We start from the raw sequence: 18121 nt of genomic DNA on the forward strand, positions 1-18121 counted from the left end.
AGCGCGCAATCATGGAAGTAACGGACGTCGATGACGAGGAGCCGGGATGACCACCGACACGACCGGGGCCGGCGTCACCGAGCAGGCCCTCGCCAGCCTCCGGGGGACCGCCGACCCGCGCCTGCGCGAGCTGCTCACCGGCCTCGTCCGCCATCTGCACGACTTCGCGCGCGAGACCCGGCTGACCCAGCAGGAGTGGGAGCGGGCGATCGGCTTTCTGACGGCGACCGGGCAGGCCTGCACCGACACCCGGCAGGAGTTCATCCTGCTGTCGGACGTGCTCGGGCTGTCCATGCTCGTGGAGACCGTCAACGGCCACCGCGCGCCCGGCGCCACCGAGTCGACCGTGCTCGGCCCCTTCCACATGACCGAGTCGCCGGTCCGCGCCCTCGGCGACGACATCGACCTGGTGGGCGGCGGCGAACCGTGCGTGGTCAGCGGCCGGGTGCTGTCCGCGGACGGCACAGCGCTGCCCGGCGCCGTCGTCGACGTCTGGCAGGCCGACGACAAGGGCTTCTACGACGTCCAGCAGCCCGGCGTCCAGCCCGCGGGCAACGGACGCGGACTGTTCACCGCCGACCCCGAGGGCCGCTTCTGGTTCCGCACCTGCGTCCCGGCGCCGTATCCGATCCCCACCGACGGCCCCGTCGGCGGACTGCTGCGCGCGACCGGGCGGCACCCCTACCGCCCCGCGCACATCCACTTCATCGCCACGGCCGAGGGACACACGCCCCTGACCACGCACATCTTCGTGGCCGGCGGCGACTACCTCGACTCCGACGCGGTGTTCGCCGTGAAGGAGAGCCTGGTCCAGGACTTCGCGCAGACCGACGACCCGGCCCTGGCGCGAGAGTTCGGCGTGGCGACCCCCTTCCGGCACGCCCGCTTCGACCTCGTACTGGAGCGTGCCGCATGACGTTCCCCAGTGACTTCTCGTACGAGACCCGGCCCGTGCGGGTCGTGTTCCGGCCCGGCGCGGCCGTCACCGCGACCCCGGGCGAGGCCACACACCTGGGCCTGCGGCGGCTGCTCGTGGTCTGCGGCAGCCGGGGCGAAGCAGTCGCCCGGGCGGTCGCGGACGCGCTCGGCGACGCCTGCGTGGGAGTGCACGCCGAGGCCCGGATGCACGTCCCCGTCGAGGACGCCGACCGGGCCGTCGCGGCGGTACGGGCGGCCGGGGCGGACGGCTGCGTCGCGGTCGGCGGCGGCTCCGCCATCGGACTCGGCAAGGCGATCGCGCTGCGCACCGGGCTGCCGCTGATCGCCGTGCCCTCGACCTACTCGGGTTCCGAGATGACCCCCGTGTGGGGCCTGACCGAGCACGGCACCAAGCGCACCGGCCGTGACCCGGTCGTCCAGCCCCGCAGTGTCGTCTACGACCCCCGTCTCACCCTCTCCCTGCCCGTGCCGCTGACCGTGACCAGCGCCGTCAACGCGCTCGCGCACGCCGTCGAGGCGCTGTACGCCCCGGACACCTCGCCACTGGTCTCGGTCATGGCCGAGGAGGGCGTGCGGGCGATGGCCGAGGCACTGCCGCGACTGGCCGCCGACCCGAAGGACCTCGACGCGCGCAGCCGGGCGCTGTACGCGGCATGGCTGTGCGGCACCTGCCTCGGCTCGACCACGATGGGCCTGCACCACAAGGTGTGCCACGTGCTGGGCGGCACGTTCGGACTGCCGCACGCCGAGACGCACACCGTCGTCCTGCCGTACGTCCTCGCCTACAACGCCCCCGCCGCCCCGCACGCGCTGACCGTACTGCGACGGGCCCTCGGCGCCGACGACCCGCCCCGCGCCCTGTGGGAGCTGGCCGGGCGCCTCGGAGCACCGCGTTCCCTCGCCGGACTCGGCCTCGCGGAAGGCGACGTGACACCGGCGGCGGACCGGGTCGCGGGCGAGCCGTACGCCAACCCGCGCCCGGTGACGGCGCACGAGGCCCGGGCCGTGCTGCGAGCGGCGTACGAGGGCGGCCCCCCGGAGCCGGCCGGGGAAACCACCCTTTAGCGGATGCACAGGGGACACAGACTTGCGGACAGAAAGTGACCGCAAGGCTTCCTACGGTCGTGCCATGACGCAGACGCAGAAGATTCTTGTCACCGGCGCCACCGGAACCGTCGGCCGCCAGGTCGTAGCCGAACTGCTCGCCCGGGGGCACGAGGTCCGCGCCCTCACCCGGGACGCCGCGAAGGCCGCTTTCCCGGCCGGTGTGGAGGTCGTCGAGGGCGACCTGACCCAACCGGACGGCCTGGCCCCGGCGCTGGAGGGGGTCACCGGCCTCCATCTGATCACCTTCGGCGGCGCCGCCTTCACCCCGCTGGAGACCGGCCCGCGCATCCTTGAGCTGGCCCGCTCGGCCGGCGTCCGCCGGATCACCGTGCTGCACGGCGGCGGGCCCACCCCGCTGGAGGACGCGGTGCGTGCCGACGACGGTGTGCACTGGACCGTGCTCATGCCGGTCGAGTTCATGGCCAACGCCCTGGAGTGGGCGGACGGGATCGTGGCCTCGGGCGAGGTGCGGGAGCCGTTCGTCGCACGGCTGAGTGCCATGGTCCACGAGGGCGACATCGGCGCCGTCGCCGCGGTCGCGCTCACCGAGGAGGGCCACGGAGGCCAGGAGTACGTGATCACCGGCCCCGAACTGCTCACCGTGGGCGACAAGGTGGCGACGATCGCCGCAGCCGTCGGCCGCCAGGTCGCGCTGGTCGAGCTGACCGAGGAGCAGGCCGTCGAGCAGTGGCGGGCGGCCGGCCTCCCGGAGGACGTGATCGGCTTCCTGCTGGAGGCGTACGGCAACACCCCCGAGGTGGGCCGCACGGTCGCCGGCACCGTCGAGAAGGTCACCGGCCGCCCGGCCCGCACCTTCGCCCAGTGGGCGGCGGAACGCGCCGACGCGTTCAAGGTGTAGGCGCCGAGCGGCCGTCTACGGCTGTCTCAGGGCGTCTCCGGGTGTCTCGTAATGAGACACCCGTCCCGGAGACCGGTCCCGCAAGATCGACAAGGGGGTGTGACCGCAGCATGGTGCGGCCGTAGGCGTGCGCTGACCTCGCCGCCCGTACGGCCGTGCCGCCCCGATGAAAGGTGAACCACATGGCCCTCGCACTGCTCCGGCGCCGACGACTCAGGGGCGCCTCCGCCGCAGCGGCGGGCCTCGCCCTCCCCCTTCCCTCCGGCGCGGGTGCCGTGGCCCGCGAGGTCGTCGACCCCATGGGCACGCCCCTGGCGGCCGCGGACGTCACCGTCACCGCGCTGGACACCCACCGGGTGGCGGCCCGCGGGACGACCGACCCGTACGGCTACTTCCTCGCCGCGCTGCCGCCCGGCCGGTACAGCTTGATGATCGCGACGGAGGGCCTTCAGCCGCACCGCGAGACCATCGAGATCGCGGTGGGCGCGTCGACGCCCACCGAGCGGGTCTGGCTGCGTCCGGCCGAGGCCCTCCAGCTGCCGATGCCCGGAACCTGGCTCTTCGACCCGCCGCACACCGCGATCCGGTTCATCGCCAAGCACGTCGGCATGGCCCATGTCCACGGCCGCTTCGAACGCTTCGAGGGCGGGATCCGGATCGCCCAGGACATGACCGACTCCCGGGTGCACGTCCGCATCGACGCCTCCAGCATCAACACCGGCAACACCACCCGCGACAACCACCTGCGGTCCGCCGACTTCCTGGACGTCGAACGCTTCCCGTACATCGACTTCACGAGCGCCCGCTTCGCCTACCGGGGCGGCAGCAAGTGGACGCTGCTGGGCTCCCTCACGATGCACGGCGTCAGCCGCTCGGTCTCGCTGGACACCACCTACCTCGGCACCGTGAACGGCGGCTACGGGCAGGAACTGCGCTGCGCGGCCCTGGCGACTGCGGAGCTGCACCGCGAAGACTTCACGCTCAACTGGCGTTCGATGCTGGCCCGGGGCATCGCGGTGGTCGGTCCGACGGTGCAACTGGAGCTGGACGTCCAGGCGATGTACCGGACCCACGACACCCCGACCCCGCCGGAATAATCCCTGGCCCCGCTCCCTCCGCCCTCCCTACACTCACCGAGTACCCGGCGCCGCCCACGACGTGAGCGGCGGCGCACCGTCGTGACGAACGAAGGGAGACGGCCATGCGTGACCGCACCGCTGCCACCGTCTCCCTGCCGCGCTACGAGGTGATCCTCGTGTCCTCGTCGCGCCGGTGCCCGCTGCGCGGCGGGCACCGGATGACCGGGACGAACGTCTGAACAGCATGTGCCGCAGCTTGCTGACGTGACGTCAGCAAGCTGCGCATGCATGGCCCCGCGCCATGCCCGCCTCGCCCGGAAATCGCGCTGCCCCTTTCCTGAACGCTTCGAAAGGCCCTGGGCCGTGCGCATCAACCACAACCCGCTCGCCGTCATCCGCAACCTCGGCATCCTCGCCCACGTCGACGCCGGCAAGACCACCGTCACCGAACGGATCCTGTTCGCCACCGGAACCACGCACAAGCGCGGCGAGGTCCACGACGGCACGACCGTCACCGACTTCGACCCGCAGGAGCGGGACCGGGGTATCACCATCTTCGCCGCGGCGGTGAGCTGCGCCTGGGACGGTCACCGGATCAACCTGATCGACACCCCGGGACACGTCGACTTCGCCGACGAGGTGGAGCGTGCGCTGCGGGTCCTCGACGGCGCGGTGGCCGTGTTCGACGCGGTGGCCGGGGTGGAGCCGCAGAGCGAGTCGGTGTGGCGGCAGGCCGACCGGCACGGCGTACCGAGGATCGCCTTCGTCAACAAGATGGACCGCGCCGGTGCCGACCTCGACGCGGCCGTCGCGTCGATCCGGGAGCGACTGCACCCGGCCCCGCTGGTCGTCCAGCTGCCGATCGGCGCGGAGGACACCTTCACCGGCGTCGTCGACCTCGTACGCATGCGCGCCCTGCGGTGGGCCGACGGCGACACCTTCGAGGAGGCGCCGGTGCCGGACGACCTCCGGGACGAGACCCTCGCACGCCGCCGGACGCTGGAGGAGGCCGTGGCGGAACTCCACCCGGGCGCCCTGGAGGAGTTCTGCGACACGGGCACGCTCGGCGAGCGGACCCTCTCCTCGGCACTGCGGGACGTGACCCGCGACGGCGACGGCGTGGTCGTGCTGTGCGGTTCCGCGTACCGCAACCGCGGTGTGGAGCCGCTGCTGGACGCGGTCGTGGCCTATCTGCCGTCGCCGCTGGACGTGCCACCGGTCAGGGGCACACACGACGGCGAAGAGCAGGAGCGGCCCGCCGACCCGGTGGCGCCACCGGCCGCCCTCGCCTTCAAGGTGCACGCCACCACGACAGGACGGCTGACCTACCTGCGGATCTACTCCGGGACGATCGAGAAGGGAGACACCCTGTGGGACGCGAGCGCGCGGCGCACCGAGCGCATCGGCCGCATCCTGCGCGTCCAGGCCGACCGGCACGCACCGCTGGACCGGGCGGTCGCCGGGGACATCGTCGCCGTCATCGGGCTCAAGTCGGCCCGCGCCGGCTCGACCCTGTGCGCGCCGGGCGCCCCGCTCGTCCTGGAACCGCCGGGCGTTCCGGAGCCGGTGGTCTCGGTCGCGGTCGAGTCCCGCGGGGCCGGCGACACCGACCGTCTGGCGTCCGGACTGGCCCGGCTGACCGAGGAGGATCCCTCGCTGGTCGTGCGGACCGACCCGGAGACCGGGCAGACCGTGCTGTCGGGCATGGGTGAACTGCACCTGGAGGTGGCGGTGGAAAAGCTCCGGCGCGAGCTGGGGCTCGAGGTCAACGTCGGCCGTCCCCGGGTCAGTTACCGCGAGACCGTCGCCCGGGGCGTGTCCGGACTGGTCTACCGGCACGTCAAACAGGACGGCGGGGCAGGGCAGTTCGCCCATGTCGTCCTCGATGTGGAGCCGTGCCAGGAGAGCGGGTTCGCGTTCCGCTCGGCCGTCGTCGGCGGGCGCGTGCCGCAGGAGTACGTCCGGGCGGTCGAGGCCGGCTGCCGCGACGCCCTCGCCGAGGGGCCGCTCGGCGGGCACCCGGTGACCGGGCTGCGCGTCACGCTCACCGACGGGGCGACCCATGTGAAGGACTCCTCGGACACGGCGTTCCGCACGGCCGGCCGCCTGGGCCTGCGCGAGGCCCTGCGCGCCTGCGCGATGGTCCTGCTGGAGCCGGTCGTCGAGGTCACGGTCACCGTGCCCGAGGACGCGGTGGGCGGCGTGCTCGGCGACCTCGCCGCCCGGCGCGGCCGGGTGACCGGTTCGGTCACCCGCGCGAGCGCGGCGGTCGTCACGGCCACCGTGCCGCTGGCCGAACTCTTCGGCTACGCGACCCGGTTGCGCAGCCGCACCCAGGGCCGCGGCACCTTCACGACCCGACCCACCGGCTACGCGCCGGCGCCGACCGCGACACCGGTGCGCTAACACCTGGCGCGGCCCCTCCCCTGGATCAGAAGGGGAGGGGCCTGCGCCTCACGGGTACGACACCACCGTCGACGGCACGGTGGATGTCCCCGAGGTCGGCGCCCCTGTGTCGTTGATGACGCACTCGTACTGTCCGTTGCCGCCGGGTGACACCATGAGCAGGCCGTGGAAGCGCACCCCGGGCCGGTTCGGCGCGGCGAAGCCGTGGTGCTGGACGATCGTCGGATCGACGTTGTAGTAGCAGTAGCTGCCCAGGCCCCAGCCCTCGTGGCCGGTCACGTCGTCCCCGACCCGGTAGGCCGCGTAGCCCTTGACCGAGCCGTTCTGGATCGCGGCCTGGTTCGGGGCGTCGTACGCCTTCTCGTTCTGGAAGAAGACCGTCCGGCCGCGCTCGCCGAACCACTGGACGTCGTACTTGTTGAAGTGCTCCACGAACAGCCCGGTCGCCAGCCACGTCGTGGCCGTTGCCGACGACGCCGTAGTCCGCGCGGTTGGTCTCCCAGCCGGAGCCGTCGCCGTGGTCGGCGCGCCATACCCAGGTGTGGTCGACGATGGTGTGCCGGCTGTTGACGACCATCTGGTGGTGGCATTGCCGGGGGCCGCGCCGCCGATCCGGACGAACACGTCCTGGACGGTGGTCGGGTCGGCGGAGTGGTCCCGGGAGGCGCCGGGCGGGCCGACTCCAGCAGGGTCGCGGAGTTGACAGGCCCGGCGTCGATGAGGAACCCGGCGAGGCGTACGCCGTCGACGTCGGCGACCTTCAGGGCGGTGACGCCGTTGTCGGGGAGGATCGTCGCGTAGCCGAGGCCGAGGACGACGGTGCCGGCCCGGTCGACCCGGACCGGCTGGTCGACGTGATAGATCCCCGGCGTGAGCAGCAAGTGCAGTCCCTGGGAGAGGGCCTGGTTCAGCGTGGCGGCCGCGACGCCTGGCCTGGCCACGTAGAACCGCGACAGCGGCAGCGAGGTGCCGCGCGGGGTGCCGTTGCCTCAGCTGACACCGCGAGCGTCGGTCCGCTTCTCGGGCAGGAAGACGCGGTACTCGCCGCCGTCGAGATACAGGAACGGCTTCTCCCGGGAGACCGGCGTCGTGCATGTGGATTAAGGGACGCAGGAGCGCACGATCAAGGGTTCGGGCTACCGGTAGGCCGACATCATCCGCGGACACCGGGACCTAGCACAGCGGGCGGCCTGACGTTCCGCCACCGTTGATGGGCGCGGACGGGCGGACCTGTGCCCACAAGCGCCCGGGGTCAGGCGTCGCCGTCGAGCATGGCGGCGGTGAGGACGTTGCCGCCCGCGCCCCCAACCTCCGTCGACGACCTCGTCGACAAGCAGGACGGTGGTGGCGCGGGCTCGCTCACCGTAGATCTCCACAAACAGGTCGGTGGTGCGCTCGATGATCTCCCTCCTGTCCGCGGTGGTGAGGTTGCCCGCGGGGCCCTTGATGTGGGCGAAATAGCGCGGTCGGTCGCCTGGCCGGTCGAGACGGTTCGAACGGGGCCCCGGGGTCCTCACACAGCCACGCCGGCGACCGGCACGGCCAGTGGCCGCGTGCTCACACCATGCCTCCATTGGTCCGTAGGATCCACGCGTTGATCCAGTGCCTTTCCGGGCCGGTGAGGAAGGCGGCAACCCCGGGTGATGTCCTCAGGGGTGCCCAGCGCAACAGCGGCGGCGTTTCCTGTGCATGGGAGGCCAACTCGTGACTGTCGGGGCGCGTGCTTCAATTCAGAGCGCACTCCGCAGAAGGCAGATAGGCCGGTTCCGAGGTTGCGGACCATTTGCAGGCTCGTTGACGTCGTCAACGGCCAATCATGATTGATGCCAGACGTTGAGCTGTGTACGGTAGCCATATGCCACAGACTCCGGCCACTCCGACGAACCCGTTGGTAACCGGTTCCGAGATCGCCCGCATCGCGGGCGTCACCCGTGCCGCCGTGTCGAATTGGAGGCGACGGTACGACGACTTCCCCGCGCCGGCCAGTGGTGGGGCCAACAGCCCTTTGTTCGACCTGGCCGAGGTCCAGGCCTGGCTGGACCGGCAGCGCAAGGGGCAGGAGGTCACCGACGAGGTGCATCTTTGGCAGGTGCTGCGCGGGGCCTACGGCGACGACATCCTCGGCGGACTCGCAGACGTCGCCCAGGCGCTCGCCGCACCACGGGGCGAGAAGCCGGCCGCGCTGCCGGAGCAGGCGGTCGGCATGGCTCGGCATCTGGCGGAGGAACGTTCCCCCGCAGAGGTGGTGAACGACCTCGCCGAGCGGTTCACGGAGTCCGTGCGGCGTGCGGGATCGGACCAGGTGACCTCATCCCGAGTGGTCCGCGCCGTCCAACATTTCGTCGGCGAGACGTCGGCCAACACGGTGGTGTTCGATCCTGCCTGTGGGATCGGCACCCTTCTCCTCGCCCTCGGCGCAGCACCGGGCATCAGGCGCTACGGTCAGGAAGTGGACGCCCGCAGTGCGCGATTCGCGCAACAGAGGGCCGATCTCGCCGAAGACACCCACATCGACGTCAAGCGGGGCGACTCCTTGCGTGCCGACGAGTGGCCGCAGGTCAAAGCTGACCTGGTCGTCTGCGATCCGCCGGTCAGTGACACCGACTGGGGGCGGGAGGACCTGCTCCTCGATCCCCGTTGGGAGCTCGGCACCCCTTCCCGGGCGGAGGGCGAACTCGCCTGGCTGCAACACGCCTACGCGCACACCGCACCGGGCGGTCGCGTCATCATGGTCATGCCCGCCTCGGTCGCCTACCGCAAAGCCGGCCGCCGCATTCGCGCCGAGCTCGTCCGCCGCGGCGTCCTGACGCAGATCACCGCTCTACCGCCGGGGACGGCAGCAGCCCACGCCCTCCCCGTGCACCTGTGGCATCTGCGCCGGCCACGGACACCGGACGACGCGGCCACCACTGTGCGTATGGTCGATCTGACGTCCAACGCCCCGGACGGTCCCCTGGAGGCGAGTCCTGAGCAGGCCACCGACGTTGCCCAGATCGACCTGCTGGACGATCTCGTGGATCTCACACCGGGCCGCTACGTGGAGGAGTCGCACCGCGACTACGGAGCCGAGTACGAGAGCCTGCGCCAGGAGCTGGCCGAGCAGGTGCACAGGCTGGCAGAACTGCTGCCGTCGTTGGCCGCGAACGAGTCGACCGGTGCCCTGGACGGGCCCAGCGTCAGCGTGGCCGACCTGATCCGGGCGGGGCTGGTCGAGTTCGCGGACCCGAAGCCGGTCTCGACCAGCGACCAGCTCGACACCGACTTCCTCCAGGGCTTCCTGCACAGCACCGCCAACAGCCGACGCTCCACCAGCTCCAGCGGCACCTTCCGTCTCGACAGCAAGGGTGCCCGCATCCCTCAGATGGACATCGACGCCCAGCGCAGGTACGGATCCGCGTTCCGCGCGCTCAGGGAGTTCGAGGAGCGCTCGCGCAGGGTCGCGGAGCTGAGCCGTCAGATCGCCGCACTGGCGCGGGACGGACTGAGCAACGGCGCTCTGAGGCCCCGGGGCTAATGCGGCGCGGACGCCCCGAGCCGTCCGCGCCTCACGAGACCAGGAAAGGGCTGGCCGCCCCGCTCCACGACACCGCGAGCGCCTCCCGGGCCCTCGTACACGCCACGAACAGCAGGCACCGCTCCCGCAGCAGGTCGGATTCGTGTTGCAGAACGTCCACGGCGGCCGGCGTCACCTCCCGGGGGAACGGCACTGCGCCGGCGGTCACACCGAGCACCGCGACACAGCGGAACTCCAGCCCTTTCATCGCGTGCATCGTGGCCAGCCGGACGCCGTCCGCATCCGCCCCCGGGTTGTCCCTGACCCGGGCCACGGGCACCCCGGCCGCTCTCAGCTTGTCGTACGCCTTGTCGAGCAGGACGTTGAACCGGGCGCACACTCCGATCTCCGACGGACGGATGCCCTGTGCGATCCAGTCCTGGACACGTGCGACGAGCGCCGCGACCTCCTCCTGTTCCGATCCGTACCCGGCCACCTGCGGTATGCGGCCGTGCAGCAGCGAGCGGTAGCCGGCCAGCGTGTCGCTGCCGTGGCCGCCCAGATCCTCCACCGTCACCTGACTCAGTAGGCCGGTCGACCAGGTCAGGATCTCCTCCGTGCTGCGGTAGTTGAGCCGCAGCCGGTGAGTGCGCCCGGTCACCGCGATACCCAGCGAACCGAGTGAGACCTTCGAGTCGTAGATGCGCTGGTGGGGATCGCCCGTGATGAACAGGTCGTCGCTGCCCGGAGCCACCGCGCCCCGCAGCACCCGCCACTGCGCGGGATGCAGATCCTGCGCCTCGTCCACCACCACATGGTCATGTGTGGCTGACGACGCCGCCAGCAACTCGGCCGCCCGGGCACACACCTTCAGATACGTCGTCCCCTTCCGTTCACGCAGCATCGTCTCGAACAGCTCGACCGCCGGCCACAACTGGTGCCGTCTGCCGGCGGACAGCGCGCTGCCCCGCCCGCGCCGCGAAGCCGCGAGATAGTCGTCCAACGCACGCAGATCCTGTGCCAGGACGACGTGCCGGTACTCCTGGGCGAGGAACTGCTCGGTCCACGGCAACCCGAGCTTCTTGACCACCCGCTGCCACACCTGACGCTCCTCGCGGTCGCCGACGGGCGAGGGGGCCTTGCCGTCGAGACGCGCCACGACGCCGTGAGCGTAGGCGTTGACCGTGGTCACATCTACCCGCTCCAGCAGCTCCTCGTCGCCGTCCAGGAGCAGCGACAGATTCTCCCGCAGGGCCGCCGCGAGTGCGTTGGTGTACGTCGTGAGCAGGATCCGGCTGTCCGCGGAGCGGCCGAGCAGATGCTTGACCCGGTGCAGGGCGGCGACCGTCTTTCCTGTCCCGGGGCCTCCGGTGACCTGCACCGGACCGCTGTAGGACACCCGGTAGGCCACCCGACGCTGCGAGGGGTGCAGGAAGACCCGCCAGGCCGCGAGCGGCTTCTCCAGGATGTCGGCGAGTTCCTCCGGACCGGTGACCAGCGTGATCCGGTTCGTGGTATTGGCGATCGCGACCGCGAGGCTCTCGTCCGGATCGGGAGTGGACGCCACCGGCCGGCGCACGGCAACGACATCGCGGTAGACGTCCTCCGGGCTGAACCCCTCGGCGAGGTACTGCAGCACCTCGAACTGGTCCTCCGGCAGCAGCGTTCCGAAAGCCTCAAGTTGCGGCTTGTCGATGATGGTGCGGACCGCCCGGAGCACCTGGTCGTCGAGCCCCAGCTCACGCAGCACGGTGTCCGAGTATCGCGCGAACAGCAACGAAGGCGCCACCGCGGCGGCCTTCTCCAGCTGTGGCGTCAGCTGTTCGATCGCCACCACGTTGCGGACTTCGAGCGCCCGCGTCGCGGAGTTCGTTGTGTACAGCCGTTTGGCGGCCCAGGTGTAGGCGTCGTCGTGCCGGACGACGTTGACGAGCAGAAACACATCGCTGCCGTCGTCCGGCGCCAGGACGACTCCGCGCCAGAAGTCGTTGATGCGGATGGTGCGCATCCGCGGATCTCGGGCCTTTTCGACGGACTCCAGATGCAAACCCTTGTCCGCCTGCAACTCGGGAACGCTGAGCTGCTGGAACTTCTGCATCGCCTTGCGCACGCCGGCCCGCACGGGTTTCTCCAGGAGGTCGTAGCTCTCCCAGAAACTGTTGGCGAACGCCAGTTGTGGCACGACGTGCCCTCCCCACCCTGGACGGTCACTGCCCGCCGATCATACGCGGGGACCGCTCACCATCCGGGCGGCCACCTCCGCGACGTCCGCGAGCAGCCCCGCCGGATTCTGGTCGAGGTCCAGGGCGTGTTGGTGAAGGACGATGCCCGCATGCCGCACTCGATGGGAGGCGTGACCCGCGTTGCCCTTCGCGTACACCAAGTGTCCGTCGTGTAGTCCGAGAGCCGTGCAATAGGCGAGCATCTGGTACAGGTCGGCCTCTGGAAACCCACTGGGTTTCTCCGCCTTGTACTTGGCGTCGGCCACCGCACACGGCGTGCTGTCCGGGCCGTACAGGACGAAGTCGGGCTTCATGCGGATGGTGTCCGCCTCGTCGAGGTGATGGGCGTCCTGGAACCGTGCGAGGTGCCCGGAGCCGCGCAGGGCCTCCCTCAGTGCGATCGTCACGAAGTCCTCGAACAGCTTGTTCATGTCGAACAGAAACCCCTCGACCCGCAGACCGCCCGGCCCGTGCTCCGGCGAGGCGTCCTCCAGGACGGCCCGCGCGAGATGCAGGGCTTGGTGGTAGCGGGCGTTGAGCCGGCTCGGACGCCATTCGGGGAGGGAACGACCGCGCACGAGTACCGTGACATCCGCCAGCCGGGCACGCTGGTGCAGCAGCCTCCGTCGCACGTCCTGTGGCACACCCGGCAGCCGCAACAGGCGCTCGACGGCCGCCCGGAGAATCCGGTTCTCCGCCATGTCCGTCGTGAACTCGTCGTACGTCACCTCGACCGGCAGTGCCGCTCCGAAGCGGCGCCGTATCTGCTCGGCCTCCCGGACACGCCCTCGCACGACCAGCGACGTCTCCTCGGTTACCCGGTAGCCCTGCAACAGCCCCTGCCGCAACGCCCGGTCCACCTGCCGCTCGACTGCGTGAGCGAGCGCCGGCAGCAGATCCTCGTGCTCGGCCACGTCCACCTCGCCGTCCCGCCAGGCCCCAGCAGGGTCGAGGCTGTAGCCGAGCAGGAAGAAGAGACGGCCGATCGGCACCTTGGGCACGATCCGGAGCGTGAACGGATCGCCACCTCCCGGCACGGCGACGGTGACGGCTCCGACCTTGCTCCCCGCCTGCAGTGACCAGCGCCCGGGGGAGTACGTGTCCGGAACGGCGTCCGCAATCCGCAGGGCGGCGACCGCCCGCCCCACCTCGTCGGGCAGCGCGACGCTCACCGCCGGCGCATGCTCGACGAGTTCGACGACCCGCGTCATCCCAGAGACTCCCGCAGCGCCGCGAGCCCGTACCGCTTCTCGACGTCTACGCTCTCGCCGTAGTGGTGCTCCTCCAGCAGCGGAAGGATCTTCGTCCGCCAGGTCCGCTCCAGGCCGCCGTCCCGGTACGTACCCTTCTTCATGAGGTAGGACGGGCCGATACGGAAATCCGGGTCGTCGATCCTCGAGTTGAGGGCGTCGAGCAGATCGGCCGGCTCGGTGTCCTTGCCCTCCCGCCCAAGCCAGCGCCGCAGCAGCCCGCTGGTGGGCTCAGTGCGCGGCGACAGCTCGACGAACGCGAACCGCCGCCGCATCGCCGCGTCCACGAGGGCGATGGACCGGTCGGCGGTGTTCATCGTCCCGATCACGAACAGATTGGGTGGCAGCGCGAAGTCGTCACCGGAGTACGTCAGCCGCACCGACTTGTTGCGGTACTCCAGCAGGAAGTAGAGCTCGCCGAAGACCTTCGCCAGGTTGGCCCGGTTGATCTCGTCGATGATCAGGAAGTGCGGGATGTGCCGGTTGCCCTCACGGGACGCGAGATCGGCCAGCTCCCGCAACGGGCCTGCGGTGAGCCGGAAGGCCACCTCGCGGGTCTCCGGGTCCTCCTGCGGCCGGAAGCCCTCGAAGAAGTCCTCGTAGGAGTAGGAGGGATGGAACTGCACCAGCTTGACCTGCTCGGGGCCGCCGCCCAGGAACTCGGCGAGCTTCAGGGCGAGATAGGTTTTGCCGGTGCCGGGCGGACCGTAGAGCACCAACTGGCGTTCGTCCCACAGTAGGTCGCACGCCTCCTCCAGCCACGCCAGGTCGTGCACGAGCAGGTCGGAGGCCAGCTCCGCCGTCGGCCGGGGCAGCTCAAGCTCGCGGCGGGCCGCGAGGGCCGGGATCTCGATGCTGGGATCGCGGTCGGTAGCCTCGGCCTCGTCGATCAGGTCCTGGTCGCTCAGTCCGAGACCGTCGATGAGGTCCTTGACGACGGTGAGGTCGACCACGTCGTGCTGAGCCGAGAGCCGCTGTTGCAGTTCCTCGGGCAGCTCGTCGTAAGGATGTCCTTGCGCCGCCCAGTCCACCGGGCGGCGCAGATTGGACCGTTCGTCCTCGGAATCGACCTGTTGCGCGGGGCCTGAGATCTCACCGACGTGGAGTCGCCCACCGGAGATCGTGCACATCGTGTCGCCGGGCCGCATGCGGGAGAGGAACGCGTGGATGTCCTCGACCAGCTGCATCTTCTGGTTGTACGTCGCGGTGGACGCGTAGTCCTCGTCGACGGCCGTGCGCAGCCTGTCCTTGCTGACGCCCTGCTCGATGCCCTTGCGTAGATGACGGGCCGAGAGGGAGACCAGCCCTTCGGGCAGCCACAGCTGCTGCACCAGGTCGAGACCAGCGACGTTGGATCCCCGCACCAGCCAGGCCCTGCTGCGTCCCCACCAGACCTGGTCGAGATAGTCGGCGAGCGGATGCCCGTCGGCGGACTTCCACTCGGTCCACCCGTTGGCGCTGCGCCCGACCAGGATCTCGGCCGCCGCCGATGGCGAGTTGCACTCGACGTCCTGCGTCGTCTCCAGCCAGCCGGCCCAGTGGGTAGACTCGACCAGGGTGCCTTCGGCGATCAGTCGCTGACGGAGCCGGTATGACGACGGCATGCGATGCGGAAACGAGGGCACGACCTCCGTCCGGCCGGGCGATCCGGCCAGGACGACGAACTTCTGACTGCCGTTGGTGCCCTTCTCCACGAGGAGCCGCCCCCGTGCTTCAGGGCCGCCGCCAGGCAGTCGCAGCCGGAACTCCGGGTACTGCACCTTCCCGGTGAGGGGCTCGTACTCCTCGGTCACACCTACTCCTCGTCCGTGGGGGCCTGAACCGTCGTTCCAGGACCCTATGCGTCAGTCGGTCGGCCCCGGCGCTTGCATCGGGGAAAGGCCGAACCGTCGGTCATGTTTCCGCGCGGCGGCCCGCCGGTGCCGCTGCCGACCTGGCATCCAGGACGGCCAGCAGCGCGGTGACTTCTTCCAGCCGGACCTGGATCTCGGTCGGCGCGGGCGGCAGTTCGTACGTGCGGTAGTGACAGACCGCGCTGAGCGCCGCCCACGTCGTGCGGCACCGGCGCGCGGTGTCACGTCCCGCGTACCACTCCAAGCACAGCATGCGGTGTTTGCCGACCCGGGTCATCCGGGGGGTGACCTGCCGCCAGTACGTGTCGAGTGCCTGCTCCAGGGCCATGCGCAGCAGAACTGCGGCGGCGCGGGCCCGCAGGCCGGGAGCCAGGCTCGGTACGGCCCCCGCAGGAGGCAGCAGCAATCGGTCGGCGTCGGCGACCAGCCTTTCCGGGACGGCCGTCATCGCGGACCTCCGCCATTTACCGGGGTCTGTGCGCCAGTGCCGGAACGGAGGATGGCCGTCGCCAAAGCGTGGGTGCGGGACACCAGTGCCTTGCGGTCGTCGACCGTGGGCAGGGCCGAGTGCGTACCGGAGTTGAACGACTCGATCAGCTTCCAGCCGCCCTCCCGAATCCGCTCAACGGCGCTCTGGGCGTTCCGCTTCCCGTGGCCCAACAGCGCGAGGGCCGCGTACTCCTTGGTGCGTTCCAGGCACGCGATGCGCTTCTCCACCTCGGGCAGCGACAAACCGTGCTCGTCGCGGAGGCGGCGGCGCGCCGTCATCAGACAGGCGACCTCGATTGCACCCCTGCACATGGCCGGCAGCACCCGGTCGGCCACGTCCTGAGGCACCCAAGGGTCGAGAGAGATGGCCCGCGCCTCCGAGAGTGCCTGGTCCACCGGGTCGGTCACCGTCTCGACGGACATCACGGAGTCGGTCTGACGGGTGACCCGCAGCACCGTGGCCCGGATACCGAGGTGGTCGATCGCCTGCTGAAGCCGGGTGTCGTGGGTGAAGACGATCACTTGGCGGTCCTTCGCCACGGTGTCGAGCACGCGGGCCAGTCCCTCGACCTTCTCCGGGTCCATGGACTGTACGGGGTCGTCGATCACCAGGAAGCCGAACGGGCTGGCTTCATGCGTGGCGCGCGGCAGGAACAGCGACAGCGCCAGTGAGTGCAGCTCGCCCTGGCTCATCACGCTGTACGCGGGTGCGGTCATTTCATCGACGGTGACGCCCAGTTCCACCCTGCCCCGACCGGGAGTGCCGGCCAGGGTGACGGAGCCCAGCGTGACGCTGCTATGCTCGCACAGCTGCTGCCACACCTCCTGCGAGCGTTCGGCGAAGGGACGCAGCCGCTCGTCCCGCAGCTCGTTGATGACCGTCCGCAGCCAGGCGCGGGCCTTGTTCACGTGGAGGCGACGGGCGCGGGCGACCTCGGCCGCTTCCGCCACGGCCAGCCAGTCGGTGAGCCGCACGGCCATCGGCTGCCACTCGCCGTCTTGTTCCGCCAGCCGACGGACCGAGTCCTCCCGCACCTGCCTGCACGCCTCGTCCAGGGCGACGGCGGCTCGCTCGGCCCGGCCGGCCAGCTCCGTGGCGTCGGTGATGCTGCGGCACTGCGCCCACTGCCGCCAGAGCTCGGCGAGCGGCGAGTCGTGCGTCTGCAGCCACGCCGGGACCGGGTCGATCACGTCATGGAGTGCCTGACGGGCCTTGGTGACCTCCTGCAGAGCGGTCTCCGCCTCGACGGCCTCTTGCTGCAGCCGCTCCACCTCGGCCCGCGCCCGCTCGGCCCATGCCTGGTCGAGTTGCCCGGCGTTGCCACACACCGGGCAGTCCGGGGACTGGGACCGCCTCCGGTGGTCCAGAGCCGCCTCCAGCAGCATCGCCAGCCGTCGGGCGTTCTCCGCGTTGCCGTGCCGGGCGTCCTCCGCGCCGGCCGCCGCCTCACGCAGCCGCGTGACAGCACCGGAGACCTCGCGCAGATCGGGACCGGTGAGGCCCGCCTGTCGTCGCAGCCCCGCCAGTTCCGCCTCGGCCGCCGGGGACCGGCTCGCGAGCAGTGCCCGCACCCTGTCCGTGTCCGGCCGACTGCCGGACAGCGCCTCCACCGCGTCCCTGGCCCTCGGATCGTCCAGCTCGGCCAGTTCGCCGCGCAGTTGTTCCGTGCGCTGCTTCTCGTGCTTGTCGGCCTGCTCGCACTCGCTCACCGCGTCCTTGACGCGTCCGTCGAGCTCGGCCAGCAGCTCCAGACCGAGGAGCTTGAAGAAGGCGTCGTGCAGGTCGGAGAGCGTGCCGTTGATCATCGAACCGAGTTCGCTGTACGGCAGGAAGGGCCGGGCGAGGTCGAGCGCGTCGGCGTCGACGATCTCGTCCAGCTTCCGCTCCGAGCCGTCGGGCCCCTCGGCGTGCGTGCGCGCATCGTCCACCTTGGCTCCGTGCCACGTCCGGCGCACGGTGACGGGTTCACCGTGCTCGCCGACGCTCAGTTCGACGGACACCTCGGGCACCACGGCGGGGCTGTGCAGGTTGCGCCACCCCTGCTTCCAGTCACCGGCCCGGCGCTTCTCCCACCGGGAGTTGCGTCCGGTCAGGGCCGTCTCCGCCGCCTCGGCGAAGCTCGACTTTCCGGAGCCATTGGGCCCGGCGACGACGACCAGGCCCGGGCCGGGCGGCAGTTCGAGCGTGGTACGCGGGCCGATGCCACGCCAACCGACGGCCGTGATGGACCGCAGCTGCACCGGCCCGGCCCGGCCTTTGCTGCTCCCGGCCTGCTCGGCGGGCAGCAGTTCGCGCAGCTGGGACTGTGCCTGCGGGGTAAGACCCGAGCCGTCGAGCCGGGCGAGGAGAAGCTCTCTCACCGAGATCGGGCGGTCGGCGGCCGAGTCGGCAGAGGTCTGTCGATGGTGGATCACGTGCTGCTC

The 18121-nt window shown here is 70.9% G+C and carries 11 protein-coding genes and 2 pseudogenes; 6 read left to right on the forward strand and 7 right to left on the reverse strand.

The window, feature by feature from the left end:
• Positions 1-46 precede the first annotated feature (46 nt).
• The 5 genes from ACIBNA_RS40200 to fusA all read left to right on the forward strand — a co-directional run bounded on the left by ACIBNA_RS40200 (position 47) and on the right by fusA (position 6390).
• Entirely contained in the window at positions 47-916 is an 870-nt protein-coding gene (locus tag ACIBNA_RS40200) for an intradiol ring-cleavage dioxygenase (protein WP_399170248.1), read from the forward strand.
• Positions 913-2004, forward strand: coding sequence for a maleylacetate reductase (locus ACIBNA_RS40205; RefSeq protein ID WP_399170249.1), 1092 nt, complete (start codon positions 913-915; stop codon positions 2002-2004). The genes ACIBNA_RS40200 and ACIBNA_RS40205 overlap by 4 nt, the downstream gene beginning before the upstream one ends.
• A gap of 64 nt (positions 2005-2068) precedes the next feature.
• The gene (locus tag ACIBNA_RS40210) at positions 2069-2905 is read left to right on the forward strand and encodes an NAD(P)H-binding protein (protein WP_399170250.1); all 837 of its coding nucleotides are present in this window, start codon (positions 2069-2071) and stop codon (positions 2903-2905) included.
• A gap of 182 nt (positions 2906-3087) precedes the next feature.
• Positions 3088-4002, forward strand: a complete 915-nt coding sequence (locus ACIBNA_RS40215) for a YceI family protein (RefSeq protein WP_399170251.1) — start codon at positions 3088-3090, stop codon at positions 4000-4002.
• Positions 4003-4347: 345 nt separating this feature from the next.
• Entirely contained in the window at positions 4348-6390 is a 2043-nt protein-coding gene (fusA, locus tag ACIBNA_RS40220) for an elongation factor G (RefSeq protein ID WP_399170253.1), read from the forward strand.
• Between the two features lie 48 nt (positions 6391-6438).
• On the opposite strand, the pseudogene ACIBNA_RS40225 reads toward fusA, so the two are convergent.
• Together ACIBNA_RS40225 and ACIBNA_RS40230 are read right to left on the reverse strand one after the other, a co-directional pair.
• Positions 6439-7481, reverse strand: a pseudogene (locus ACIBNA_RS40225) (coagulation factor 5/8 type domain-containing protein); the annotation flags it as partial.
• Positions 7482-7642: 161 nt separating this feature from the next.
• Positions 7643-7838: pseudogene (locus ACIBNA_RS40230) on the reverse strand (tautomerase family protein).
• Positions 7839-8245: 407 nt separating this feature from the next.
• Between ACIBNA_RS40230 and ACIBNA_RS40235 the strand changes: the two are divergent.
• Entirely contained in the window at positions 8246-9904 is a 1659-nt protein-coding gene (locus ACIBNA_RS40235; protein WP_399170254.1) for an N-6 DNA methylase, read from the forward strand.
• Between the two features lie 31 nt (positions 9905-9935).
• Here the strand turns inward: ACIBNA_RS40235 and ACIBNA_RS40240 are convergent, their stop codons facing one another.
• The 5 genes from ACIBNA_RS40240 to ACIBNA_RS40260 form a co-directional block, all read right to left on the reverse strand.
• Entirely contained in the window at positions 9936-12065 is a 2130-nt protein-coding gene (locus ACIBNA_RS40240; protein WP_399170256.1) for a UvrD-helicase domain-containing protein, read from the reverse strand.
• A gap of 39 nt (positions 12066-12104) precedes the next feature.
• Entirely contained in the window at positions 12105-13316 is a 1212-nt protein-coding gene (locus tag ACIBNA_RS40245) for an McrC family protein (protein ID WP_399170257.1), read from the reverse strand.
• The gene (locus ACIBNA_RS40250) at positions 13313-15148 is read right to left on the reverse strand and encodes a DUF4357 domain-containing protein (RefSeq protein ID WP_399170258.1); all 1836 of its coding nucleotides are present in this window, start codon (positions 15146-15148) and stop codon (positions 13313-13315) included. Before ACIBNA_RS40250 ends, ACIBNA_RS40245 begins: the two co-directional genes overlap by 4 nt.
• Positions 15149-15248: 100 nt before the next feature.
• Positions 15249-15656 (reverse strand): hypothetical protein, encoded by a 408-nt coding sequence (locus tag ACIBNA_RS40255; RefSeq protein WP_399170260.1) that lies wholly within the window; start codon positions 15654-15656, stop codon positions 15249-15251.
• Positions 15653-18112, reverse strand: coding sequence for an AAA family ATPase (locus ACIBNA_RS40260; RefSeq protein ID WP_399170261.1), 2460 nt, complete (start codon positions 18110-18112; stop codon positions 15653-15655). The genes ACIBNA_RS40255 and ACIBNA_RS40260 overlap by 4 nt, the downstream gene beginning before the upstream one ends.
• Positions 18113-18121: the final 9 nt, after the last annotated feature.

The organism is Streptomyces sp. NPDC050164, assembly GCF_044459945.1.
GTDB classification, from domain to species: domain Bacteria; phylum Actinomycetota; class Actinomycetes; order Streptomycetales; family Streptomycetaceae; genus Streptomyces; species Streptomyces coeruleorubidus_A.

Excerpts from the sequence above, each read along its gene's own strand:
- ACIBNA_RS40200 (WP_399170248.1), top strand. The coding sequence starts at position 47 with ATGACCACCGACACGACCGGGGCCGGCGTCACCGAGCAGGCCCTCGCC.
- ACIBNA_RS40205 (WP_399170249.1), top strand. The coding sequence starts at position 913 with ATGACGTTCCCCAGTGACTTCTCGTACGAGACCCGGCCCGTGCGGGTC.
- ACIBNA_RS40210 (WP_399170250.1), top strand. The coding sequence starts at position 2,069 with ATGACGCAGACGCAGAAGATTCTTGTCACCGGCGCCACCGGAACCGTC.
- ACIBNA_RS40215 (WP_399170251.1), top strand. The coding sequence starts at position 3,088 with ATGGCCCTCGCACTGCTCCGGCGCCGACGACTCAGGGGCGCCTCCGCC.
- ACIBNA_RS40235 (WP_399170254.1), top strand. The coding sequence starts at position 8,246 with ATGCCACAGACTCCGGCCACTCCGACGAACCCGTTGGTAACCGGTTCC.
- ACIBNA_RS40245 (WP_399170257.1), bottom strand. The coding sequence starts at position 13,316 with ATGACGCGGGTCGTCGAACTCGTCGAGCATGCGCCGGCGGTGAGCGTC.
- ACIBNA_RS40255 (WP_399170260.1), bottom strand. The coding sequence starts at position 15,656 with ATGACGGCCGTCCCGGAAAGGCTGGTCGCCGACGCCGACCGATTGCTG.